Source organism: Gilliamella sp. Pas-s25 (assembly GCF_009795885.1).
GTDB lineage: Bacteria > Pseudomonadota > Gammaproteobacteria > Enterobacterales > Orbaceae > Gilliamella.
In genome coordinates this window covers 38,032-63,312 of sequence record NZ_WTEV01000017.1, presented here as the reverse complement: position 1 = coordinate 63,312, position 25,281 = coordinate 38,032, and the positions used below count along the sequence as shown (strand labels likewise).

Here is a 25,281-nt window from a genome sequence, read left to right as displayed (position 1 = left end):
TATTTAGCATTAAAAAACCAAAAACTCAACCCAACTAAAAAACAATTTTATACTAAAACGCATAGTTACCTGAAAGTTTTTGACAGAAAGTTTAAATCCTATGGCAACCTTGCGATAGAATACCGCACCATCCCACCAAACCTGCGCTTTCAAGGACAGTATTTTGACGAGGACAAATTTGTCTGGAACAAATTTGAACAATGCTTTAGCATTGGCCCTGCAAGGGTGAGTATCAGGATGATACGAATAATCAGGGTTACACTACAATCGCTACCGCTATTATGCCCCCTACACCGCCCGCTACATTAGCCAAGACCCAATAAGAACTTGCTGGCCTTATAGAGCTACATCCCCAACCCACACAGGTTGAGGTTGTCGGATGAGTGCCCAGTGATGGCTACGAGTAATACAACACAGTCTGAAGCAATAAAATATTTTGGGCAAAAACAAAAGTACTGGTCAAAAGATCCTATAGAATGTAATGGTAATCAAGTTTATCAACGTAATGATTTATTTGATCCAAATTTGATGACAACTTGGATAGTTCAAGGGAAAACTATTAAAAGAACAAATTTAGAAAGAATGGCAAGTACCACTTGGTCATGGTGGAAATCCAATTAATTTATACCATATAACCCAAAAATCAAAATGGAACTATAACTGAAGTTACGCAATCATTTCATCAAAAAATAAATCTTTGATTCATATTAATCCTAATACTATTCCTTTAGGGATTAATAGAGATCAATTTAATAAATGGAAAATACAATATTGGATCGAACGAGCAAAAACATATAGGCAAAAAATATGAATGAAATTACAAAAGATATACTAATTGAATTTATCAACGAAAATAAAGATATAGTTAATTTTGGCACCCCAGACGATGCTGTTGATGAATCTTGGATTTTGAAAACTGAAAAATATTTAGGTTTTCCTTTAACAAATTCTTATAAATGGTTTCTGCGCGAGTACTTTGGTGGTGAAATATGCGGAGAAGAAATATATAGCATTTATGGGTTAGATTTCGAATCGGTTAATGGTGGAGATATTGTTTATCATCATATCATTGATCTGAAAAATAATATGATAAAAGACACTCAACTTGTTATTAGTCAAACAGATTTTGGTGATTTATATTATTTTGATTACACAAATTTTGATAATGGGGAATGTCCAATATATATTATGTTGCCATCTGCTGAATGTAACTTTTATGCTACTAATTTTTATGAGTTTTTATATAAAAGAATTAAAGAATATTTGTGAATTATAACTTTTAACATTCTCCTGAACTTACAAGGCATGCTCGACAGTCAGGCTTGTCTTGCTCAATTTTAATATCATAATAGATATACCTACATAAAAACCAAGCTACTGCTGAGCTGTTCAAAGTGCAATGAAACGGTTAGATTTCGATGATTGTTTAGATGGTGATCTGATTGAGTTAACTCTTGATGAGGATAACTATGCCAATCTGTTAAAGAGTAATGTCATCAATCAACTTAATAATGCATTAGGAATAAATATTGATGATTATGAAGATGAAAAAATAATTAATATTGATAAACTTATAACCGCTAAATATATTATTGAAAATTCAATAATATCAAATAATAGCAAAGTATTAATTCAATTATTAAATCAAGTTGATAATGCAATAAAATACAAAACAGGACTATTTTTTTATTTTTAAATATAATAGAAAAATATTCGTTTAAAACTGTGACGCTCTTAGCTTAACGCTTAAACCAGCATCTCGATCCTGAGTGGGTTATTAAAGATTTTTTTAATTCAATCCACCTTTATAGAAAATTTGTTTGGAGCATGGAATATATTATTAATAGGATCGGTTTTGTAATTGATGAACATATTGTAATTTCCCTGATTGGAATGATTTATATCCTGAATATCATTTCAACGGAATAATGTTTGGTGTCTAGGAGGGTGAAATTATAGTATCAGAGAAAATCGGTTTTAAATATGTTCGACTAGCGAGCGAAAATTACTTGAAACTTTACCCAGAAGGCACAGATAAGGTTAATAGGCTACTTACTAAAATCCCTATATAATTAGCCAAACCGATCTAAACAGTTAAACGATACAAATAATTGTCGCTTATTTATATATCATTTATAATCCATAAACCTCTTTAAATAACTAAAATTGAGTAGCATGATTTTCTATGTCAGTTTTGTGCTAATAATGGGGTATTTGCACATTTAAATGACTAACAGAAAGTGATTTACACAAACAATAAACCATATTGAATAATCGGTCTATTCCAATTAATGTTCAGAAAACCAACTCAGTTTTTCACGTAATGCCACAACAGGTCCAATAATAATTAAACTTGGGCTACAAGCTTGCAAAGATAATTGCGCTAAATCACATAATAATCCCGATACTACTTTTTGTTTTGTCGTAGTGCCTTCTTCAACAATGGCTACCGGCGTATTTGCATTCATACCATGCTTAATTAATTGTTTTTCAATACTTTCAGCTTGCGACAATCCCATGTAAAACACTAACGTCTGTTTTTCAGCCGCTAGGCTTTGCCAATCAAGGTGACTACCGTCTTTTAAATGACCGGTGATTAAACGCACACTATGGGCATAATCTCGATGCGTTAATGGGATGCCACTATAGGCAGAGCAACCTGAAGCGGCCGTAATTCCAGGTACGACAGAAAAAGGAATATCAGCGTTAAATAATGTTTCAAGCTCTTCACCGCCACGACCAAAAATAAAGGGATCGCCGCCTTTTAGGCGTACAACACGTTTACCTTTTTGCGCTTGCTGTAAAAGAATCTGGTTTATTTGATCTTGAGGAACACAATGGAATCCGGCGCGTTTACCAACAAATACACGCTTAGCATCTCGACGAGCAAGATTCATAATGTCATCTGAGACCAATCGATCATAGACAATAATATCCGCTTGTTGGATCTGTTGTAATCCCTTTAACGTCAATAATCCCGCATCACCAGGCCCTGCGCCAACTAAAACTACTTCGCCACGGGCATCAAGTGATGTATCAAATAACTCATTCGTGAGTTTTTCAACATCATCAGAATCACTATTAGCAAGTGCTTGCGCTAATCTATCATGCGAAAAGAGTCTTTCCCAAAAACGACGTCGTTCCGTCATTGTTTGGTAGGTTAGTTTAACTTTATCACGTAAATAACCAGCATATTTTGCTAATTTACCTAAATGTTGGGGTAATATAGACTCTAGTTTTTCGCGCAATAATCTGGCCAAAACAGGAGCATGCCCTTCTGAAGAGACAGCAACCATAATAGGAGAACGATCAATAATTGAAGGCATAATAAAACTTGCCGCTTTAGGCGCATCAACAACATTACAAAAAATACATCGTTTTTCAGCCTCAATACTCACTTTTTGATTAGTCTGTTGGCAATCTGTCGCAGCAATGACTAGCCACTTATTATCAAGTAATTCAGCATTAAATTCCCCTTGAGCTAGGGTAAGTTGTTTTTGCTTATGCCAACACATAAATTGTTCATTAAATGTTTGCGCATTCACTGTGATACGGGCACCCGCTTCAAGCAATAATCGCGCTTTACGTTCAGCGACTTCACCACCGCCAACTAATAAACAATCACGGTTTTCTAACTTACAAAATAGGGGGAAATAATCCATAACACCTCAAAACAGAACATTCTATGTTTAAAAAATCACCAACACCTAGCCTCTAATAATAGAACTTTATTAATTAGCCTACTTTTAATCACCTCGCTATTTTGTATCATTAATAGCAACTAACATAAAATAGAAGACTAAACAATTTAGCACTTTTTAAAAGAAGGGGAATCATTCACTATACATTCCCCCCTAGGTTGATTATGGTAATGACACCTTGTTAATTAAGTGGTTATGCTGGGCGCTCTGCTTTCGGCGTTGAATACCAATATCCTAGCCCCATAAATAATGCGCCAGAGACAAGATTTCCTAATGAAACCCATAACAAATTATAACCAATTCCAGCTAATGTGTAAGCATCACTATGATGACCAAACCACGAAAGAGCAAATAAGGTCATATTTGCAACCGAGTGTTCATAACCACAAGCGATAAATGCTAATAAACACCACCAAATAGCAATAAATTTTGCCGATCCTTCAACTCGATTAGCCATCCAAATTGCTAAACAAACTAGCCAGTTACATAACACGCCTCTAAAAAATAATGCAGACGCCGTAGCCGATGTTTTGGCTAATGCTGCGGCATGAACCAAGCTGGTATCAGTGGATAATAAAGGCGTTGCCGCATAACAATACAATGCAGCTACAAAAATTGATCCTAATAAATTACCTAACCATGTTTGCGGTAATACCAACCACATTTGACCATGGGTAATTTTTTTGCATTTAACGCCAAGCGTTAAAAACATGGTATGCCCAGTAAATAATTCCGATCCAGCTATAACAACCAACGTTAATGCAATACCAAACGTTGCTCCCATAACTAATGGTCTGATTGCCGGATCAACAAGATTTCCTAAAGTAAAAATTAAAATAATACCAAGCCCTACATAAGCCCCAGCCATAGCAGAACTTACCCAAAAACTAAATGGATTTGTTTTTGCCAAACGAACAATGCGAGCAGCATTGGCTGCACATTTATTAATTGTTTCTGTATACATAACAACTTTGTCCTTTTAAAAATAAGTTTAGTGCGACTTTACTTGTACTATCCCATCGTCATTAACGGTTACGTCATAATGAGCGATCGAGTATTGTTCATCCTCAAAACAATAGCCATCTTTTAAACGAAACCGTTGTTTTTTTAGTGGGCTTGCCACCCATAACTGATTTTCGTGCTCCGCAATAATGCCACGAGATAAAACACTGGCCTTAGCAAAAGGATCAATATTACTAATCGCATAAAGCTCAGCATTATCATAAGGACGGAAGATAGCAACATGATCATTACCGACCAGAGCACAAACGCCAGTGCCTGGCAAAATATCATCAAGTTTACAAATAGTTATCCATTGACTCATATTATTCCCCTAATATTACTTTACGTTCTTCTGCTGTAGCTGGTCGATGCTGATCGCGTTCAGGTACAATTTGCACATTCTCATCCCGTTTGCTGCTGTTAATAAAATGCGCAAATCGAATTTGTTTTGCATTATTTTCAACCGTTTCTTTCCATTCGCATACCATTAATTTACGTAAGCGTGCCATCTCACTTTCTAGTTCCGCATTAACACCTAACTTATCGTCTATAATAACGCTCCGTAAATAATCAATACCGCCTTCTAGATTTTCAAGCCAAACTGACGTTCGCTGTAATTTATCTGCAGTGCGAATATAAAACATCAAAAAACGATCGATATATTGAATTAGTGTATTTTTATCGAGATCAGCAGCAAGTAAATCGGCGTGACGAGGCTTCATTCCCCCATTACCACACACATACAGATTCCACCCCTTTTCAGTAGCTATCACCCCAATATCTTTACCTTGCGCTTCGGCACATTCACGGGTACAACCAGATACACCCAGTTTAAATTTATGCGGTGCACGAATACCTTTATAGCGGTTTTCAAGTTCTACCCCCAATCCCACACTATCGCCTACACCAAATCGACACCAAGTGCTACCCACACAGGTTTTCGCCATTCTTAACGCTTTGGCATAAGCATAACCACTTTCAAACCCTGCTTCTATTAGATCTTTCCAAATAGCAGGCAGATCATCTTTTTGTGCACCAAATAGACCAATACGCTGTGAGCCGGTAATTTTAGAATAGAGTTGATATTTTTTAGCGATTTGACCAATGGCAATTAATCCTTCTGGTGTAATTTCGCCACCTGCACTGCGGGGAATAACAGAATAAGTACCATTTTTTTGTATATTACCTAAGAAAATATCATTACTATCTTGCAAAGGAATTAAATTATCTTTAAGAATATAATCATTCCAACATGAGGCTAATAACGATCCAACTGTAGGTTTACAAACTTCACAACCGTAGCCATTACCATGTTTTTTAATCACTTCATCAAATGACTTTAAGCCTTCAACACGAATTAAATGATATAACTGTTGGCGCGAGTATTTAAAATGTTCACATAAGGCATCACTGACCTCAATCCCTTGTTTAGCTAATTCCAAATTAAGAATTTGCGTAACTAATGGAATACAGCCACCACATCCAGTGCCGGCTTTAGTTGCTGCCTTAATGGCAGCAACTGTATGACAACCTGCATTAATCGCATGAATAATTTTTTCTTTAGTCACATCAAAACACGAACAAATTTGTGCTGAATCGGGAAGCGCATCAACGCCCATAGTCGGCTTTGCGCCTGCATGTGCTGGTAGTATCAACGTATCTGGGTGTTCGGGCAGATCCATATCATTAAGCATTAATTGCAATAAATTACTATAATCCGACGTATCGCCGACCAATACCGCACCCAAGAGTTTTTTATTATCACCCGAAACGACTAATTTTTTATAAACTGGCGTTGTCTCATCTAAGTAAACATAACTACGACTGCCCACAGTTTTCGCTTTAGCATCGCCAATACTACCAACATCGACCCCCATTAGTTTTAGCTTGGCACTCATATCGGCGCCTTCAAATTTATCAGCTTGCCTCATTAAATGGGCTAAGGCAATCTGAGCCATTTTATAGCCAGGTGCAACCAAACCAAAAACCTTGTTTTGCCAACAAGCACATTCCCCAATAGCATAAATATCAGAATCCGATGTTTGACAATAATCATTAATCACAATCCCACCGCGTGGACCGATTTCTAACTCACACTCTTGAGCTAATTTATCGTTTGCTCTAATACCAGTTGAAAAAACAACAAAATCGACTTCAAGTGCAGAACCATCTGCAAATTGCATGATTTTACCTTCAGGTGTGTGAATAATTTCTTGGGTATTTTTACTGGTGTGAACCCCGACTCCCATCTCTTCAATTTTACGACGTAGTTGTTCTCCGCCTTGCACATCAAGCTGTTCAGCCATTAGCACTGGGGCAAACTCAACCACATGCGTTTGCATACCTAAGTTTTTCAAAGCGCCCGCAGCTTCAAGCCCTAACAAGCCACCACCCACAACAGCGCCTTTTTTACAACGCTTTGCACATTCTCTAATGGCATCAAGATCTTCTATCGTACGGTAAACAAAACAATCCAAGCCGTCAGCCCCTTTAATCGGCGGCACCCAAGGATAAGATCCTGTCGCAATAATCAATTTATCATAAGCAACAATTCGTCCTTGTTGAGAATGCACCTCCTTACGCTGACGATTGATTAATATAGCCCGTTCATTAAGTAAAATATTAATATTATTCTCTTGGTATAATCCTTCACGAACCAGAGAAAGCGCTTCGGCAGTATGCCCAGAAAAATAAGAAGAAAGATGCACCCGATCATAGGCAAGACGTGGCTCTTCACAGAAAATAGTAATATTGAATTGATTGGACTGCTTTTTATCAATTAACTCTTCGACAAAACGGTGCCCAACCATCCCATTACCAATAATAACGAGATTGGTTTTACTCATACAAAACTCCAATTTTATTTTAATTTAATGATTTAATTTTATTTTGATAACATTGTATGAAACTTTGTACAGATTATAACTACCCTCAAGGATTACCACTTTAGTAGTAAGAGTGATTGTTGAAGTCATAATTTGCAGATAAGGCTTGTTTAAAAATAGATAAAAATCAAAAATGCCTATCAAAATACCCGACTTAATTACCCGGCAAATCGATAAAAACAGCTAAAAAAGTTGCCAACCATAATTAAATGTTTATAATTAGCCGACTAAATAAATCGAGTAATGATAATTGAATTACAATTCAAGAAAACTTCCTTCACGTGAAACCTTAGCACGTGCACAAAGATTTAATAATGACATTGTTGAAGTTTCCGGTGTTGATCTGGTTTTAAGTTTAATCACAACCGCCGATCTCATTCGCGCGAATATCTATGCACAATTAGATAAGGATTACGGCGTTTCTGAGGGTAAATTTGCCCTACTGATGTCACTGTATTCAGAAGGTGAAACCTGTGCCAGCGATCTTGCTTTGCGCATTGGCGTCACACCGGCGACGGTATCTGTCATGGTTAAACGCATGCTGGCATCTCCAGCGCCTTTAATCTCGATGACAAAAAGTGGTGAAGATGGTCGCTCTCGCCTAATCACCTTAACAGATGCCGGTGAAAGGCTGATTCAAGAGGCATTGCCTAACCACCTTAAATCGATTCGCGCTTTTGCGCAGGTGTTAAACTCGCAAGAACAAGAGTCTTTAATTGTGATGTTGCGCAAATTATTACGAAAATAACAGACTTTAATCATTAAAGTCATCCTTTTTACTTAAATAGTTAGCTGACTAAATAAATGGAAAACAAGCTATATATGAAAAAAAATGTCAAAATTCCTGTTATCTTTTTACTTCTACTCATTTTTGGCTCATTTTTAATCTTTGTAGGTTCAAGAAATGATGCGGTATCTGTTGCCAAAAGCATTAAATCTGGCGTATTAACGGCTGACGAGATTAATATTGCCTTTCAAAATGTCGGCGGAAAAGTCACCCAGCGATTTGTGCAAGAATCACAAATGGTAAAAAAAGGTGATCGGTTAATGCAATTAGAAGATATCGATACCAAGCTGGCTATCGATCGCTTACAAGCTTTAGTTGATAGCCAGAAAGCAGCAGTCAATCAAGAACAAGCCGCTATTGAAATTACGGAAAACGAGACTAACCTTTCAGAATTAACAACTTGGCGCAAAATTGAAGAAGTACAAGCCAATTTAGAAGCAGCAAAATCTGCTCGCAATTTAGCGACAACTGAATTTAATCGCCAAACCCAATTACGCAAAACAGGTGGCAACTCACAGTCACAACTTGATAATGCACGTAATGCATTTATTAATGCCAAAATGCAAGTTGTGCAAATTGAAAGTCAATTATCGACTTTAATGATTGGCGCAACACCAGAACAAATAAGCCAATTTGAGCAAACACAAAATGCAACCGGCATGACATTAAAGTCCATCTTAATTGCACGGCAAAAGCTCCAAAATCGCCAAAATCAATTAGCACAGCTTAAAGCACAACTTGCGCAAGGTGAAGCCGAATTAAAACAGCTACAACTCAATTATGAACGACTAACGTTAACAGCACCTGAAGATGGAAAAATATTAAAACTGATGTTTGAAGATGGCGAAATGGTACCAAACGGCGCACCCGCAGTATTGTTAGAAACTAACCGCAAATATATCGACATTTATGTGAATGAAAAAATGGTGAATGATTATCAACCTGACACAACTGTCACCGCTAATGTGATTGCACTGAATAAAGAAGTAAAAGGTAAAGTGCGCTTTGCCACCGCTGCGCCATCATTTGCCGATTTACGTATGACTCGAGAACGTGGTCAAGCCGATCTAACCTCTTATCAAGTTAGAATTTACATAGAATCGATTCCAAAACTATTAACCGGAATGACACTTGAGGTGGATCAATGATGCAAAACATCATTAAATCTATGCTCGAAGAGCTTGATGCTATGTTGTCAGGTCACTTTATACCTTATTATAAAGTTTCGCTTGGCTTAGCGGCCATTGTTTCGCTGGTGTTTTCTATTGTATTAAGTCACGGAGCCGTATTTGAAGGTAAAATTGCAGTGATTGACCTTGACGGCTCAAATTATTCGACGGAATTAATTAGTAAAGTCAATACATCACCTTACATTGAAGTAACCGAGGTCATAAGATCGCCAGTAAACCCCATAACCTTAGTTTCACACGACCGTAATTTAGGTGTTTTATATATTCCTAAAGGCTTAGAAAAAAGCTTAAAAAAAGGCGAGCAAACCGTTCGCCTAGGTTATTTTGCTGATGACACCAATGATGCACAAAATGCCAAAGTACTACAAAGTCTTAATGAATATATTCCTGAATTAGGTGCCGAACTGAGTGTTGGTAAAATCGCCGCATTAGGGCTTGGTAAAGAAGGCATTGAAGCGACCTTATCACCCATGCAACTTAAAACACGCTACCTGTTTAATCCGGCAAGTTCATCGACAATTTCGACAATTATTTATTTTGTTTACTTTTTCTCATCATTAACTTACGGGTTAACCTCATTAATGATTATTGGTCGATTAAAAGTAACTGGCATGTGGCAAATAGCCATAGAAAGAGGCTTCTTATCTTTACTTGCAAGAACAATTCCTTATGCGCTATTTTACACAACCGCATTAACCCTTATTACCGCTATACTGGTAATATTTGGACAACTGCGTTTTGAAGGTAACTATTTTGCTTTTGTACCAAGTGTATTTATGACAGGGCTTGCTTTTGGTTGGTTAGCCTTTTTACTTTCTTGGACAACAAAAAATCCGGGCGAAGGTGCAAGCCGAATGATCTTCTTGGTTCCGCCGGGGTTTATTATGGGGGGATCGACAATGGCAGTGGGTATTATGCCAATTTGGACATACTACATTAGCCATGCATTTCCATTAGTTTGGTTATTTCGATTTTTCCGCGATTTTGCCATGCGAGGGCGTTCGCTGATTGATATGTTAGCAACTTATGGGGCTTACATCATCTATTTAACGGTTATTGCTTTTGTGGTAATGATGTTTGTTGAGCGAGTCAAAAAGACAGCTAATGCATCATAATTATTGGTGGTTTTAGTTTCGAGCGTTTTAAACTTTATTAAAAATAACAATGCCTCGCTCGAAACAAAATAATTGATAAAATTATCTGTAGGTAAACGCCAAGTTGTTTACACTTCATGGTGAAAATAATCCTCAAAAATTATACGGCTTTTTGTCGGAACTCGCTTAAAATTTTAGTTTGTTATCTTTTGCATCGCTCATTATTTGCTGATTGTGCGACCTCTCCATTAACGAACGTATTACGCCTTCGATTTATCCATTCGTTTAAAGGCTGACAGGTTTTACAAATTACACTAAACAACGCAAGCCATTCCTAGCTGTTTTTTATTTAAAAAACTATAATTTCTAGAAATGTTTCTCCTAAATAATGAAATTTGTGATCACCATCACATCACAAAACGAAATCTTATTATTTTAAATTTACTTAAAACTTTCCTATTGTTCATGATAGTCCTTCCTATAATTGTATAATTAACAGCACTATTATGTTTTTTAATACTGTTCATTACATCTCAACTTACTTTCGTTTTGTTTCGAATAAAAAGGATTTTGCGTTTTTTTTTATTAAATCAGTTTTGTGACTTATCTAACATTTTTCATTGTCTACTCTATGTTTAAATTTAGTAAAAGAACGAAACAAAGATAATTGATATGTTATGAATGAAGAATCCATCAATACACTACAACGCCGAGAAAAGATCATTCATTTGTTAGAAAATGAAAATACAGTAACAGTAAATAACTTGAGTAAGTTATTCAAAGTCTCAACTGTCACCATCCGTAATGACCTGCGATATTTAGAAAAAAAGGGATGTGCATTACGTTCATATGGTGGGGCAATGATCAATAAAGCTTTTGCACTTGATAAACCCCTATTTGATAAAAGCCGTATAAATTCAGATATAAAAAATAAAATTGCACAAAAAGCTGCTGAAATGGTCAATGATGGGGATCATATTATACTTGACTCTGGATCTACCACCTCGGCAATGGTGCCATACCTACTCGAAAAAGAAAACCTAATTGTTTTTACAAATGCTATCAACATTGCCTACGACTTATCAATTAATTCTGACATTGAAGTCATTATTGCAGGTGGAAATATTAGAAAAAAGGCCTACTCAATTTCAGGTCCTACGGTAGAACAGCAGTTAAAAATGTATCACTTTAATAAACTTTTTTTAGGAGTAGATGGTTTTGATTTAAACGCAGGTATTACTACTCCAAATTTTGGTGAAGCATCGGTTAATCGAATAATGTGTCAAGTATCTGGACAAATCATTGCGATCACCGATTCCACAAAATTTGGTCGTAAAAGTTTCTGCATGATAGAAAAAATTAACCTTATAAACACACTGATAACTGATTCAAATATCAAAGAAGATTACTTAACCAAATTAAATGAATTAGGCGTCAATGTTGTTATTGCCGATCCATAAATATCATTATTTTTAACAATACAATTATTCAATAAACAGGATATATATTATGCAACAATATTTAAATTATTCATTAGATTGGTTAGCACAACGCAATGCACAGCATACCGCTAAAGAAATTTGCCAACAACCTCAAATTTGGCGTAATGTGCTCAAACTAGTTACACAAAAAAGAGCCGAATTACAACAATTTTTACAACCTCTGCTTGCCGATCCTAATTTAGACATTATTTTAACTGGCGCAGGATCATCAGCTTTTGGAGGGATTGCTCTTGCACCTTGGCTTCGTGAACATACACATCGCAATGTTTTTGCATATGGTACAACTGAGATTGTGGCTAGCCCATTACAATACCTACGAAGCAATAAAAAAACCTTAATTGTATCGTTTGCTCGTTCAGGAAATAGTCCCGAAAGCGTTGCGACAGTTAAACTTGCCAATCAATTAATACCCGACTGTTATCATCTTTTTTTAACTTGTAATCCAAATAGTGCCTTAACCGAATACGCATCTAAAACAAATAATAAAGAACGTATTTTTGAATTAATTATGCCTGAAGGCACAAATGATTTAAGCTTTGCGATGACTTCAAGTATTAGCAGTATGATGCTGGCAACTTTATTAATTTTAGGTAATTTTGAAGATAAGCAAGCACATGATGCCGTGATGGAAATTGCTAACATCAGCGAGAAAAAATTAATTGAATGGCAAACAATAACTAAGCAACTAGCAACTCAATTGCATAAACGTGTTATTTATGTTGGCAGTAGTTGTTTTACTGGTATTGCACAAGAATCAGCTTTAAAAATATTAGAACTCACTGCTGGTAATATAGCCAGTCGTTTTGATTCAATATTAGGGTTACGCCATGGTCCTAAATTTATGGTAGATAAGCAAAGCTTAATTATTTGCTTTTTTTCTAACAATGCATATGTACATAAATATGATACCGATCTGTTTAATGAGCTGATTGATGATCGCATTGCCTCGGATGTGCTGGCGTTAACTGGCCAACACAGCAATAATGAGCATATATTATCAGTTGATAGTGACATTGCTGATTGTTGGCTCATCTTCCCATATCTTATCTTTGCCCAAATGCTCGCTTTTGAAAAATCACTAAGCTGTGGTTTAACACCAGACAATCCCTGCCCAACAGGTGAAGTCAATAGAGTGGTAAAAGGCGTCACAATTTACCCTTTCAATAAAGTGTAAATACACAGTTTTAAGATCAATAAACCAAATAAAAGGAGCAAATCAATATGAGCAAACCCAATATTCTTATGACGCGTGTTGATAACCGTTTAGTTCATGGCCAAGTTGGTGTGACTTGGGTTAATGCACTTGGTGCTAATTTGCTATTAGTAGCCAATGATAGTGCAGCACAAGATCCCGTACAACAAAACTTAATGGATATGGTTATCTCAGAAGGCATTCAAACCCGTTACTTTACCTTACAAAAAACCATCGACATTATTGGTAAAGCTGCTGAACGTCAAAAAATATTTATCGTATGTAAAACACCACAAGATGTTTTAACGTTAGTAAAAGGTGGTGTACCAATCAAATTTGTCAATATCGGCAATATGCACTTTTCAGAAGGCAAAAAGCAAATACATAAAACTGTATCAGTTGATGATGATGACGTTATGGCATTTAAAGAACTGAATCGGTTAGGTGTAACCTGCGAAATTCGCCGAGTACCTGACGAAGCAGGTGAAAATATAGCAGGTTTACTCAATTTATCTTAACAAGGAGAAATTGCAATGTTAATGGATGCATTATTAATTGGACTACTAGCAGGTATTGCTGGTGTAGACCTATTTGATGGACTTACGCACTTACACAGACCAGTTGTAATTGGTCCTTTAGTTGGTTTAATTTTAGGTGATGTCACCACAGGTTTATATGTTGGCGGTTCACTAGAATTAGTATGGATGGGCATGGTGCCATTAGCAGGTGCCCAACCACCAAATGTTGTTATTGGAGGGGTGATTGGTACAACTTTTGCGATTTTAACTCACGCCGATCCTAAAGTTGCAATCGGTATTGCTGTACCATTTGCTATTGCTGTACAAGGCTGCATCACTATTTTATTTACTATCTACTCCTCAATGATGCACAAATGCGATCGCTATATTGATCAACTCAATTTTAAAGGCATTGAATGGATTAACTATCTTGGCATGATTATTTTATTTGGTTTCTATTTTATCGTTGCATTTTTACCTATCTATTTGGGTGCAAATACAGCAACAGAATTAGTCCAAAAATCACCTCAATGGTTACTTGATGGGCTTAGCGTTGCAGGAGGAATGATGCCTGCCATTGGTTTTGCTATGTTAATGAAAATCATGATGAAAAAAACTTATATTGCTTATTTTATACTTGGTTTTCTTGGAGTGACATACCTTAAATTACCAATTTTAGCTATTGCATTAAGTGCATTAGCCATTGCAATGATCGATTTTTTTAATTATAGCCGAGACAACAGCAACAGTGATAAACCAGCAAGTTCAATGGAGGTGGAAGATGGAATTTAATAATGATAATGAAACAAAAATGGCAGCAAAAGCCGAAAAACGCATGGAACAAGCATTAGCGACGAGTAAAGTATTAACAGATACTTATTGTGACCAAAGTCAAGATGTCACTTTAACCACAGGTGATATTAACCGAATGGCGTTTCGCTCACTTGCACTGCAAGCTTCATTTAACTATGAACGTATGCAAGCAGGGGGTTGGCTATTCACCATTTTGCCAGCATTACGTAAAATTCATAAAAATAAAGATGATTTAAAAAACGCCATGCATATGCATATGGAATTTATTAATGTTCATCCCTTCGATGTTACTTTTTTATCGGGTTTAGTGTTAGCTATGGAAAAAGGGAAAGAAAATATCTCAACTATCCGAGCGGTTAAAGTTGCATTAATGGGGCCTTTAGGTGGTATAGGGGATGCGTTATTTTGGCTTACTTTATTACCGATATGTGCAGGCATTGGTGCGTCATTAGCCCTAGAAGGTAGCTTTTTTGGCCCGATTATCTTTTTATTAATGTTCAATGCAGTACACTTCAGCTTGCGTTTTGGGCTTGCTCATTATGGTTATCGTGCAGGTACCAGTGCTTTACCTTTATTGAAAAATCACACTAAACGTATCTCACACGCTGCATCGATTGTCGGTATGACTGTAATTGGGGCTTTAATTGCCTCTTATGTACACTTAGTAACACCGCTAGAAATCAATGCAGGTCAAGCGCACATTGCTTTACAAGCCGACGTTCTTGATAAATTAATGCCTAATTTACTACCACTAAGTTTTACACTCATTGTTTATTTCCTGATGAAACGAAATTTTTCACCAGTCAAATTAATTGGTTTAACGGTAGTAATTGGTATTTTAGGTAAATTAATAGGATTTTTATAGAGGACTAATTATGGTCGGAGTGATCTTAACAGGCCATGGTAGCTTTGCTACTGGGCTTTACCAAGCAGTAATCCAAATCATCGGCACACAAGCACAATTTAGTGCAGTTAATTTTCCTGATGGTATGAGCTGTGAGCAACTAGAACAACAATTAACTGCATCATTAAAAGAGTGTGATAAAGGTGATGGTGTTATTTTTTTAACTGATATTATTGGTGGTTCGCCGTTTCAACTATCTGCAATGCTAAGTTCGCAATTTAAACATATTGAGGTAATTAGTGGGATTAATATGCCTCTCTTACTTGAAATATTATTACAGCGTGATGAGTTAGATATACAAACCTTGCGGTTAAAATTAGTTGAAAATGCCCAAAACAGTATTAGCAGTTTATGGCATGAACAGCAAAAAAAACCAACTATTAACCAGGAGTGTTCCGATGGAATTTAAAAAAATTCATGCTAAGCGGTTGTTAACTCCAGTAGGTTGGTTAGAAAATGCTATTATCACAATTAAAGGTGATAGAATTACCGATATTGATATAACTAATAAACCATGCGCGAATGATATCAAAGTATTACCTGCGCTTATTGATACCCATATCCATGGCGCCATGGGGGCTGATACCATGGATGCTACTCACGAATCATTAAATACAATAAGCTGCTTTTTAGCCCAACATGGTGTTGGTGCTTTTTTAGCAACAACAGTGACAGAATCCCATGAAAAGATTGAAGCAGCATTAGTACAAGTTAAAAACAGTATCAAACAAGGAGTAGCAGGTGCAACCTTATTAGGTTCGTACTTAGAAGGTCCTTTTTTTACAGCTATCCATAAAGGTGCTCATCCAGAAGAGCTATTACATGGACTAGATCGCACACTAATAGAAAGATGGCTAAAACTAGCGGAAGGGACACTAAAATGCATTGCCCTAGCCCCTGAGTACCCAGAATCACTATCCATCATAAAATGGTTATGTTCAAAAAAAATCCGTGTCATGCTTGGACATACTAATGCCGATTATCAAACAACTAAACTAGCTCTTTCAGCTGGAGCGAGTGGTGTAGTGCATTGTTATAATGGCATGTCAGGGTTAAATCATCGTGCCCCAGGAGTTGTTGGTGCAGCATTAACCCTTGATAATTGCCAGACAGAAATAATAGTAGATGGGCATCATGTTCATCCAGCAGCTGTTGCAATTGCCCATAAATGTTGTGGTAAAAATTTATTGCTCATCACAGATGCAATGCGAGCAACAGGAATGCCTAATGGTAATTACTATTTAGGAAAATTGTTGGTACACATGCAAGATAATGTAGTGCAAACTAATAATGGAGGGCTAGCCGGTAGCGCTTTAACGCTAGATTGTGCAGTTAATAACTTTGCCAAGTTTACTAATATTTGTTTTGAACAAGCTTGGTTACACGGAAGTTATTATCCAGCAAAAGCATTAGGAATTGATCACGACCTAGGTAGTATTACAGCAAATAAACGGGCTAATTTAGTACTACTTGATAACCACAATCACTTAATTGCCACAATAGTCAATGGAAACGTGGTTTATAAATCAAAAGAGTTCAAAAAACAATATATATCTGATATATAAAAAATCTATATTGTATTGAATAAAACGATAGATGAACGCCGAGTTGTTTACACTTCATGATGAAAGTAATCCTCAAAAATGATACGGCGTTTTGTCGAAACTCGCTTAAACATTTAGTTTTTTATCTTTTGCATCGCTCATTATTTGCCAATTGTGCGACCTCTCCATTAACGAACGTATTACACTTTCAATTTATCCATTCGTTTAAGGCTGACAGGTTTTGCGAATATTTGATTGATACGATGACTATCACATATTTTAATAAATGAGATACACAGAAGCCTTAATTCATCACGAAACGGTATAGAATCCTGAATATTTTTTACAAAAATAGCGCCTAAAAGTGAACACCAAATCGCTATTAAAGTCGCTATCTCTTGCGACTTTTCCAGTCGTTTGTTGGCAAGCAGATTTTGTGCATATTTGATTGATACAATGACTATCACATCTTTTAATAAATGGGAGACAGAGAAGTCTAAATTCATCGCGAAACGGTATAGAATCCTGAATATTTTTTACAAAAATAGCGCCCAAAAGTGAACACCAAAATCGCTATTAAAATCGCTATCTCTTGCGACTTTTCCAGCCGTTTGTGCAAGCAGATTTTGTGCATATTTGATTGATACGATGACTATCACATATTTTAATAAATGGGAAACTGAGAAGTCTTAACTCATCGCGAAACGGTATAGAATCCTGAATATTTTTTACAAAAAATAGAAGATAAAAAGTAAACAGACGGGTTAATACGCGATAGTGTGCACACAACTCACCTAGAAAATGACGCTATCTGTTTCCATGTTTTATATTCAATGGGGGCTGGTTATTTAATGTTTAATGAGGTCTTTCGGTGCAATTAATGGCTGGATGACTGCTCATAAAGCGGTTAGCCAAATCGGTGACGGTGGTTTTTCTTTATGATATAGGCGCCATATCGCCTGTTTGGGATACAGCGTTATTTCTATATATTACAATCGTTTTGCAAATTACGGTAAACAACACGAGTCATTCCTACACATAATTAACTTGCTGTCACTTAACGCATTTTAACCAGCAGCGAGCAACTGCTGGTAATGAATTGATTAACGTTCTAGCTAACTCAAAACAACGCCTTAATCTTTCATATTATAATTTACCTGCACTACCGCAAATACGAATTTTATCTTCAACAATTTTTTTCATGGCGGCTTTTGCTGGCTGCATATAGTGCCTTGGATCGTTGGCGTCAGGATGGAGTTTAAAATCTTGTTTTAAAGCATCTGAAAAGGCAATTTTTAATTCGGTTGCCACATTCACTTTACAAATGCCCAAAGAAATCGATTGTTTAACCATTTGTTCGGGAATGCCCGATGCACCATGTAAGACCAAAGGAATATCAACTTTAGCGCGAATTTTTGCTAAACGGTCAAAATCCAGTTTTGGCTCGCCTTTATATAAGCCATGTGCTGAACCGATTGCCACCGCTAAAGAGTCAATCCGAGTTCGTTCAACATATTCTTTAGCGGCATCGGGATCAGTAAAAGCGCTGTCTTTATGATCGACAATAAGATCATCTTCTTGCCCGCCTAATCGACCTAGTTCGGCTTCAACACTGGCATTATATTTATGACTAAAAGCAACCATTTTACTAACTATGTCAATGTTTTCTTCAAAGGGGTGATGCGAAGCATCAATCATAATCGATCTAATTCCTGCCTCTATTTTTGTTTGAATATCACTGATATCTTCATGATGATCCAAATGTAACGCAAAAGGAAAATGGTGAATGCTTGCGGCTGTTTTACAAATACTGATTAAATACTGTATTCCTGCGTAACTATAAGTTGCTGGTGTTGCTGCAAGTATCACGGGGGATTGCATCTGTTTAGCGGTATCAATAACAACTTGGATAGTTTCAAGGTTGTGTATATTAAATGCAGGCACGGCATAACATTCACGTTGAGCTTTTTTTAACATCTCTTGGCTAGAAATAAGATACATAATTTAATCCTCATTAATCTGTTATTTTGCAATGATTTTTGTCACTTTAACGTGTTGATAATACTTGTCATAATTATCCATATTGACAAAACCGGTTTGCGATTCCATTGCATTTAGCATTCCCATGGTCATCGCACGTTTAAGCATTACCTCTATAGCTTCATTTTCATGAATGCTAACAGCAAGCCCAGCTAACGTAACATCACCCGATCCAACAGGATTAACCACGTTAATTTTAGGAATTGAAACTTGGTAATAGTTGTGATGACAGCGAGCAAAAGCGCCATTTTTACCTAATGAGATGATGATAAAAGCAATATCATTCAGTAAAGGATGATTAACGGCTTTAACTAATGAAGCTACATCATTTGGATCGATATCCATTTGAATAATCTGCTGTAGTTCATCTTTATTGGGTTTGATTAAAAAAGGTTTATTTTTAGACTCGAGTGTTTCTAATAACATTTTACCCGATGAGTCTAGCAATACTGGGATCTGATACTTATTTGCCTTTTCAATTAATTGAGTATAAAAATCAACTGGAAATCCTTGTGGCAATGACCCTGAAATAGCAATAACCTGCGCTTGGCTAAGCAAATTCTGGTAGTGTTCCAGAAAAACATTAACATCATGATTATCTAATACAGGCCCTGACTCGAGGATTTCAGTTTGGTTTCCCTCATGTAAAATGGCAATACAGTTTCTTGATTCATGTTGGGTGATATAAAAGTTGTAATTAATATTATCGTTATCTAATTGTTTTTGAATATACTCGCCCGTTGTTCCACCAATAATGCCTGATGCAAGAACGGGAATACCTGAGTATTTAATGCCGCGAGTTACATTAAGTCCTTTACCTCCTGCGGTTTTTTTTACCTCTGAGACTCGATTAATATCATTAATCGCTAATTTATTTAATGGATACGATATATCCACCGAAGGGTTCATCGTAATTGTTAATATCATATTCTCTCCTACGCATTGATATCGTTGGGAGAAATAACAGGTTTAAATGATCACTATCATTAAATCGACTTGGCTAAAAGTAAAAACTTTTATCGTTTAGGATATCGAACCTAAACGAGTAATGGTTTTTAATATTTATGACCAATTAAGATATAAAAACACACGAGTGTAAGCACAAATATTAAACCGCTATTAATTTAATACCCTTTGCCACAAATTCTTGTTTACAGCTACTGTCAACATCAGTATCGGTAATAATGGTATCAAGTTGGTTAAGTGGTAACACAACATTAATCCCATTACGCCCAAATTTTGATGAATCGAGCACGGCAATCACATTTTTGGCGACATTAGCCATAACACTGCTGATAGTGTAACCTTCGTTAAACGTTGTTATTCCTCTTTTTGCATCAATTCCATCTGCACCAACAAACAAAATATCAGCAGAGATGCCAGTTAACGATTGCTCAGCAATTTTTCCATGAAAAGAACGCGTTTTATGTCTAAGTGTACCACCACACATAAATAGCATAATGTCACTATTGTCTGATAATATAAATGCAGAAGTAAGACTATTGGTAATCACAGTAATATGCTTCAATTTTACCAGTTCTTCTGCTATCAACATGGTAGTACTACCACTATCTAAAATAATAGTGTCACCTTCTTTAACATGTTTAACCGCTTCAATTGCAATACGTTTTTTAGCTTCTATAAATCGCTGATAACGTTCTTCTAATTGCAGCTCTTTAAATGATTTTAAGTCACCGTTATTCATGATTTTGGTTGCTCCGCCATGAAATCGTGTTAGCACTCCTTGTTTTTCTAGCAATCTCAGATCGGTTCTGGTTGTGACCTCCGAAACATTAAACTGTTCCGACAAATCAGAAACTAATACCGTCCCTTTCATATTAAGAAGTTCTACTATCTGTTGGCGTCTTTCACTTGCATTCATACTATTTCCTTTTTCGAAAATTTTTTAGCAGTGTATAACAAACAGAATCAAAAGATAAGGTTTCATTTTCAATGGCTGACTTAAATCAAAATAATTACATGCAATTTAATAAAATTTTGCCATTCATAGGGCGACCATTTAAGGCTGTAACTTGTTTAATAAATGAATCAAAGTCACCCATGCCAGCAATCAGTTCATCAAGTTTTATTTTTCCATCCATAAAATACTGACTCACCAGTTGCCACTCTTTACCTGGCCATGGCGCTGAATAGTTCATCCAACTACCTAAAATATGTAACTCTTTTCGTAAAATCAGTCCGAATGTTTTTTCTGGAAGTGTAATATCATGATGAAGTGTCCCAACCAAAGCTATCTTCGCTCTAGGGCCTGCAATTGCAATGGCTAAGTTGACTGTAACAGGTGAACCTGCCGTTTCTAATACAATTTGCTCAAAGCGAGATGAAGATAAAGCATGATAAATCGCGTCGGCGCTAAGGTCTTGAGAATGATATACCGCATCAGCGCCTAATTGTTTGGCTAGATCGAGGCGCTGCTGGTTAATATCAATAACCGCAACTGATTTGGCTCCCATTGCCTTGGCGCATTGCATTGCAAGTAATCCGATTGTACCACCACCAACGATGACAACATTTTTGCCCTCACATCCATCCGCCAATAGCAATGCATGCATCCCAACGGTCATTGGTTCAAAAAAAGCACCCTCAAGTGGACTGATACCTTTAGGTAATTTAAATGCATTTTTCTTATCTAATACAATATACTCCGCAAAGCCACCAGCTATCCTTGAACCCACAAAAGTGTAATTTTTACAGAGTGAATAGTAATGCTTTTGACATTCATCACATTTGAAGCATGGCAATAATGGTACGCAACAGATTAAATCACCATGCTCAAACTCTGTCACGCCATGCCCCTTATCCACAACGGTGCCACTAAATTCATGACCAAGTGTAATGGGGTAAAAATGAGCACCATGGTGAAATATACGCGGAATATCTGAACCACATAATCCACAATAAGCGACTTTTACTAAAATTTGATCTGGAGATGTTATTTTGGGCATTTCTATATTCTGTATAGATAAAGCTCCCTCTTCATTGACAACAACCGCTTTCATGTTATTTTCCTTTAATGGTAAACAAATTACGTTTATGTATTGCTTTCACTCATTACTGAGTGAAAGCTTTCTGATTGATTTTGGTAATGATTATTTTGGAATTATTTTATTACTCCATCTTCTTGAGCTAATGATTGATTTTTCAAAAATAACTGGTATTTTTGGGCACGTTTCCAGGTCAAAAATAAGCAGAAAAGATAAAACAATCCAATAAAGGCAAAACCAATAGGTTGTTCCAAGTTGACCAACTGAACCATAAGATAAGTAATTGGCGAACCACCTTGATCCATTGCCCCAACTGAAACACCATTACTCGCAGTCATCGTGCCTGCATTAATGGCTAGTTTTGTTGTCAATGGAACCATTTGGGTGGCAATCCAAAGTGTAATGGTGATAATAATAGAGCCTGAAACAATGATTCTAAACAGATTCCCTTGATGCACCGCAACTCCCATTGCGATAAAAAAGCCAATAGTTGCCAGATCACCAAAAGGTAAAACTTCATTACCAGGTAGGATGATGGCGATAAAAATACTTAATGGAATAAAAATTAAACTCGCCGATACCACTGTTGAATGCCCTAACAACAATGCAGGATCTAAACCAATAAGAAAATCTTGCCCACCAAATTTTGATTGCAAGTGTTTACGCGCTTGCTTAGATATCGGTGTTAATCCATCCATAATAGGCTTAATCACACGTGGCATTAATAACATTACCGCTGCAGTTTGAATCGCTAGTTGCAGTGTTTCTTTCACACCATATCCAGCTAATAAACCTAATATGATGCCCATGAATAAGCCAACAGTGACAGGTTCACCAAACGCACCAAACCGTTTTTGCATATCAACAGCATTAAAATTAATCTTATTAATGCCTGGCATTTTTTCAATGACAGCATCAACAAAAACAGCAATTGGGCCACAATATGCGGACGTACCATGTGGCACTGCAATACCGTCAAGCTCAAAAAACTCTTTGGTCTCTTTGGCAAACCAATCACCGAGTTTATAAGCAATAATGGCATGAACAATAACCCCTGCAATACCAAGCCAGTAAGAGCCGGTTGCAATATAAACAAGTGCGCCAGTAAAGGTCATGTGCCATATATTCCAAATATCCACATTAACCACACGAGTTAACCTTAAAACTAACATAACAATATTCACACCAATTGCGATAGGAATAGCAACTAAAGCAATTTGTGATGCCCAAGTCATTGGTGCAGCCCCTGGCCAACCGACATCAATAACATTTAGGCTAATATCGAACCGCTCGGCCATCGCTTGCGCTGCTGGCCCAACCGAGCTAGTTAGCAAACCAACAACCAGACCGATACCAACAAACCCTATACCTATATGAATCCCCGCTTTTAGTGCATCACCCACTTTCATTCTTAGCGCTAACGAAAATAGGATAATCACAATGGGTAACATCACCGATGGACCAAGATCCAAAATGTACTGCATAATTTCAGTAAACATAGATTTATCCTTTTAAAATAGATAAAATTTTTTCTTTCAACTGGTCGATACCCACGCCGGATACAAAAGGCATGCCATGAACAATTGGAATATCGCCAAAACTTTGATCCATTCTGGCTGTAGTACAAATCAAATCAACATCATCAATAAACGTATTGATTTCATTGATACGACATTGAATTAGGTCAAGTTGAATATTATTTTCGCTACACAACTCTTTTATCTCTTCTGCAGCTAAAGTTGATGTTGCAACCGCACCGCCACAAGCAACAATAATCTTTTTTTTCATAATGCCTCCTGAAACTTATTGGTTAAATATCTCGTTATTAAAATGCACCACTATTTCATCTTGCGGGGCATTTAATAAAAACTGATAGAAGTCTTCATTTTGTAGATTTGAAAAAAGTGCTTTTAATAGTTCAATTTGATCTTCTGGGGCAGTAACAACAAGTGAAATAATCAATGAAACATCAACGGTGCTGTCCTCATCGGCTCGATGAAAAGCAACCGGTGTTTGAGTGCGAACAATAAAAATTGCTGGTGTATTAGCATGCGTTGCTTCACAATGCGGAATCGCCACTGCATATCCATCAAAAGCAATACCCGTTGGAAATAATGCCTCTCTGTCAATTAAAGCCTGCAAATGGCTTTCTTTAACAATCCCTTTTTGCTGTAGTTGTTCGCTAATATAAGTTAATGCCTCTAATTCATTATCAAATTTAAGATTGTCTTGGAAAAGAAGCTGACATTTGTTCATTGCTGTTCTCCCCTATTATTTTTATGTAAGTTTTTAAACTATAACTTTCGAAAACAAAAGTAATATCGAAAGGTTATTGTCTTTCGAATTAAAAAGCAAATAAGATTTTATGTTTTTGTGATCGAAATCTATTTTTCACTGTAAAGATCAACAAATAAATAACTGACTAGCTATTTAAGAATCAAAATAAAATCTGATCCAGATCACAAAAGACACTTTTTTAGATTGCAAAAAAAGATGAACGTGTAAAAATGTTACCCGTAACAAGCAAAGGTATACAAAGGACCAGTAATGACTAAAAAAAATAAACACGTTTTTGTATTAATGGGTGTATCAGGTTGTGGTAAATCAGCGGTTGCCAAACAAGTGGCCTACAACCTAGAGGCTGCTTTTTTAGATGGTGATTTTTTACATCCAAAGGCCAATATTCTAAAAATGCGCAGCGGCACCCCCTTAAACGATGAAGATCGAATGCCTTGGCTTAGCTTAATCAGTAATGCTGCCTTTGCCATGAGTAATGTTAACGATGTTTCAATTATTATCTGTTCGGCATTAAAGCGAAAATATCGGGATATTATTCGTGGTGAAAACGAAAACATGCATTTTATTTATTTAAAAGGCAGCTATGATGTCATTGCTGAACGTCTAGCGAAACGCAAAGGTCACTTCCAAAAAACCGGTATGCTTCAGTCGCAATTTGATACGCTTGAAGAACCAACCACCGATGAGAAAGATGTTTACAACATCAACATTGAACAATCATTAAACGAGGTTGTGCACGATACTGAACAAGTAATACGCGCAATATGCCATTGCTAAAAAACCAATAAAAAAACGATACAATTGAA

The 25,281-nt window shown here is 36.5% G+C and carries 26 protein-coding genes and 2 pseudogenes; 17 read left to right on the top strand and 11 right to left on the bottom strand.

Annotated features, from left to right (window positions below):
• The 6 genes and pseudogenes from GQ593_RS13840 to cdiI all read left to right on the top strand — a co-directional run.
• A pseudogene (locus GQ593_RS13840) lies at positions 1–309 on the top strand (hypothetical protein); the annotation flags it as partial.
• A pseudogene (locus GQ593_RS14250) lies at positions 287–370 on the top strand (hypothetical protein); the annotation flags it as partial. The pseudogenes GQ593_RS13840 and GQ593_RS14250, both read left to right, overlap by 23 nt.
• A 23-nt stretch (positions 371–393) precedes the next feature.
• Positions 394–621, top strand: a complete 228-nt coding sequence (locus GQ593_RS08915) for a hypothetical protein (RefSeq protein WP_160431705.1) — start codon at positions 394–396, stop codon at positions 619–621.
• A 186-nt stretch (positions 622–807) separates the two neighbouring features.
• A complete protein-coding gene (locus GQ593_RS08910; RefSeq protein WP_160431704.1) occupies positions 808–1,269 on the top strand; it encodes an SMI1/KNR4 family protein in 462 nt (153 codons plus the stop codon).
• A gap of 130 nt (positions 1,270–1,399) precedes the next feature.
• Entirely contained in the window at positions 1,400–1,696 is a 297-nt protein-coding gene (locus GQ593_RS08905; protein ID WP_160431703.1) for a hypothetical protein, read from the top strand.
• 256 nt (positions 1,697–1,952) lie between these two features.
• Positions 1,953–2,072: a ribonuclease toxin immunity protein CdiI gene (gene cdiI, locus GQ593_RS14245; protein WP_442903603.1), complete on the top strand. Its 120-nt coding sequence runs from the start codon at positions 1,953–1,955 to the stop codon at positions 2,070–2,072.
• Positions 2,073–2,288: 216 nt separating this feature from the next.
• Here cdiI and cysG read toward each other — a convergent pair whose 3' ends face one another.
• The 4 genes from cysG to nirB all read right to left on the bottom strand — a co-directional run bounded on the left by cysG (position 2,289) and on the right by nirB (position 7,549).
• Complete coding sequence (gene cysG, locus GQ593_RS08895; protein WP_160431702.1) at positions 2,289–3,662, bottom strand: siroheme synthase CysG; 1,374 nt, start codon at positions 3,660–3,662, stop codon at positions 2,289–2,291.
• Positions 3,663–3,894: 232 nt separating this feature from the next.
• Positions 3,895–4,665 carry a nitrite transporter NirC gene (nirC, locus tag GQ593_RS08890; RefSeq protein ID WP_160431701.1) on the bottom strand — a complete coding sequence of 257 codons (771 nt, stop codon included), beginning with the start codon at positions 4,663–4,665 and terminating at the stop codon, positions 3,895–3,897.
• 27 nt (positions 4,666–4,692) lie between these two features.
• The gene (gene nirD, locus GQ593_RS08885) at positions 4,693–5,025 is read right to left on the bottom strand and encodes a nitrite reductase small subunit NirD (RefSeq protein WP_160431700.1); all 333 of its coding nucleotides are present in this window, start codon (positions 5,023–5,025) and stop codon (positions 4,693–4,695) included.
• Position 5,026: 1 nt separating this feature from the next.
• Positions 5,027–7,549 carry a nitrite reductase large subunit NirB gene (gene nirB / locus GQ593_RS08880; RefSeq protein ID WP_160431699.1) on the bottom strand — a complete coding sequence of 841 codons (2,523 nt, stop codon included), beginning with the start codon at positions 7,547–7,549 and terminating at the stop codon, positions 5,027–5,029.
• Between the two features lie 289 nt (positions 7,550–7,838).
• Here nirB and GQ593_RS08875 point away from each other — a divergent pair, with 289 nt between their 5' ends.
• The 10 genes from GQ593_RS08875 to nagA all read left to right on the top strand — a co-directional run bounded on the left by GQ593_RS08875 (position 7,839) and on the right by nagA (position 17,153).
• Positions 7,839–8,336, top strand: coding sequence for a MarR family winged helix-turn-helix transcriptional regulator (locus tag GQ593_RS08875; protein ID WP_160402215.1), 498 nt, complete (start codon positions 7,839–7,841; stop codon positions 8,334–8,336).
• A gap of 74 nt (positions 8,337–8,410) precedes the next feature.
• Entirely contained in the window at positions 8,411–9,523 is a 1,113-nt protein-coding gene (locus tag GQ593_RS08870) for an HlyD family secretion protein (RefSeq protein WP_160431698.1), read from the top strand.
• Positions 9,520–10,680, top strand: coding sequence for an ABC transporter permease (locus tag GQ593_RS08865; protein WP_202115434.1), 1,161 nt, complete (start codon positions 9,520–9,522; stop codon positions 10,678–10,680). The genes GQ593_RS08870 and GQ593_RS08865 overlap by 4 nt, the downstream gene beginning before the upstream one ends.
• Before the next feature lie 656 nt (positions 10,681–11,336).
• On the top strand, positions 11,337–12,119 hold the full coding sequence (agaR, locus tag GQ593_RS08860; RefSeq protein ID WP_160431697.1) for a transcriptional repressor AgaR: 783 nt from the start codon (positions 11,337–11,339) through the stop codon (positions 12,117–12,119).
• Positions 12,120–12,168: 49 nt separating this feature from the next.
• Positions 12,169–13,335 (top strand): SIS domain-containing protein, encoded by a 1,167-nt coding sequence (locus GQ593_RS08855; protein ID WP_160431696.1) that lies wholly within the window; start codon positions 12,169–12,171, stop codon positions 13,333–13,335.
• A 47-nt stretch (positions 13,336–13,382) separates the two neighbouring features.
• Positions 13,383–13,871 carry a PTS N-acetylgalactosamine transporter subunit IIB gene (gene agaV, locus GQ593_RS08850; protein ID WP_160431695.1) on the top strand — a complete coding sequence of 163 codons (489 nt, stop codon included), beginning with the start codon at positions 13,383–13,385 and terminating at the stop codon, positions 13,869–13,871.
• 15 nt (positions 13,872–13,886) lie between these two features.
• A complete protein-coding gene (gene agaW, locus GQ593_RS08845; protein ID WP_160431694.1) occupies positions 13,887–14,663 on the top strand; it encodes a PTS N-acetylgalactosamine transporter subunit IIC in 777 nt (258 codons plus the stop codon).
• The gene (locus GQ593_RS08840; protein ID WP_160431693.1) at positions 14,653–15,549 is read left to right on the top strand and encodes a PTS system mannose/fructose/sorbose family transporter subunit IID; all 897 of its coding nucleotides are present in this window, start codon (positions 14,653–14,655) and stop codon (positions 15,547–15,549) included. The genes agaW and GQ593_RS08840 overlap by 11 nt, the downstream gene beginning before the upstream one ends.
• A gap of 10 nt (positions 15,550–15,559) precedes the next feature.
• Positions 15,560–15,997 carry a PTS galactosamine/N-acetylgalactosamine transporter subunit IIA gene (gene agaF, locus GQ593_RS08835; RefSeq protein ID WP_160431692.1) on the top strand — a complete coding sequence of 146 codons (438 nt, stop codon included), beginning with the start codon at positions 15,560–15,562 and terminating at the stop codon, positions 15,995–15,997.
• Positions 15,987–17,153, top strand: a complete 1,167-nt coding sequence (gene nagA, locus GQ593_RS08830; protein WP_160431691.1) for an N-acetylglucosamine-6-phosphate deacetylase — start codon at positions 15,987–15,989, stop codon at positions 17,151–17,153. Before agaF ends, nagA begins: the two co-directional genes overlap by 11 nt.
• A gap of 1,125 nt (positions 17,154–18,278) precedes the next feature.
• Here the strand turns inward: nagA and GQ593_RS08825 are convergent.
• From GQ593_RS08825 to gatA, 7 genes are all read right to left on the bottom strand, one after another.
• Complete coding sequence (locus GQ593_RS08825; RefSeq protein ID WP_160431690.1) at positions 18,279–19,133, bottom strand: tagatose bisphosphate family class II aldolase; 855 nt, start codon at positions 19,131–19,133, stop codon at positions 18,279–18,281.
• A gap of 21 nt (positions 19,134–19,154) precedes the next feature.
• Complete coding sequence (gene lacC, locus GQ593_RS08820; protein WP_160431689.1) at positions 19,155–20,099, bottom strand: tagatose-6-phosphate kinase; 945 nt, start codon at positions 20,097–20,099, stop codon at positions 19,155–19,157.
• Positions 20,100–20,280: 181 nt separating this feature from the next.
• Entirely contained in the window at positions 20,281–21,054 is a 774-nt protein-coding gene (locus tag GQ593_RS08815; RefSeq protein ID WP_160431688.1) for a DeoR/GlpR family DNA-binding transcription regulator, read from the bottom strand.
• Positions 21,055–21,148: 94 nt separating this feature from the next.
• Positions 21,149–22,192, bottom strand: a complete 1,044-nt coding sequence (locus tag GQ593_RS08810; protein ID WP_160431687.1) for an alcohol dehydrogenase catalytic domain-containing protein — start codon at positions 22,190–22,192, stop codon at positions 21,149–21,151.
• A 101-nt stretch (positions 22,193–22,293) separates the two neighbouring features.
• A complete protein-coding gene (locus GQ593_RS08805) occupies positions 22,294–23,676 on the bottom strand; it encodes a PTS galactitol transporter subunit IIC (protein ID WP_160431686.1) in 1,383 nt (460 codons plus the stop codon).
• A 4-nt stretch (positions 23,677–23,680) separates the two neighbouring features.
• Positions 23,681–23,965 (bottom strand): PTS galactitol transporter subunit IIB, encoded by a 285-nt coding sequence (gene gatB / locus GQ593_RS08800; protein ID WP_160431685.1) that lies wholly within the window; start codon positions 23,963–23,965, stop codon positions 23,681–23,683.
• 15 nt (positions 23,966–23,980) lie between these two features.
• Positions 23,981–24,433: a PTS galactitol transporter subunit IIA gene (gatA, locus tag GQ593_RS08795; protein WP_160431684.1), complete on the bottom strand. Its 453-nt coding sequence runs from the start codon at positions 24,431–24,433 to the stop codon at positions 23,981–23,983.
• A gap of 291 nt (positions 24,434–24,724) precedes the next feature.
• On the opposite strand from gatA, the gene gntK reads away from it, so the two are divergent.
• The gene (gene gntK / locus GQ593_RS08790; protein ID WP_160431683.1) at positions 24,725–25,252 is read left to right on the top strand and encodes a gluconokinase; all 528 of its coding nucleotides are present in this window, start codon (positions 24,725–24,727) and stop codon (positions 25,250–25,252) included.
• Positions 25,253–25,281: the final 29 nt, after the last annotated feature.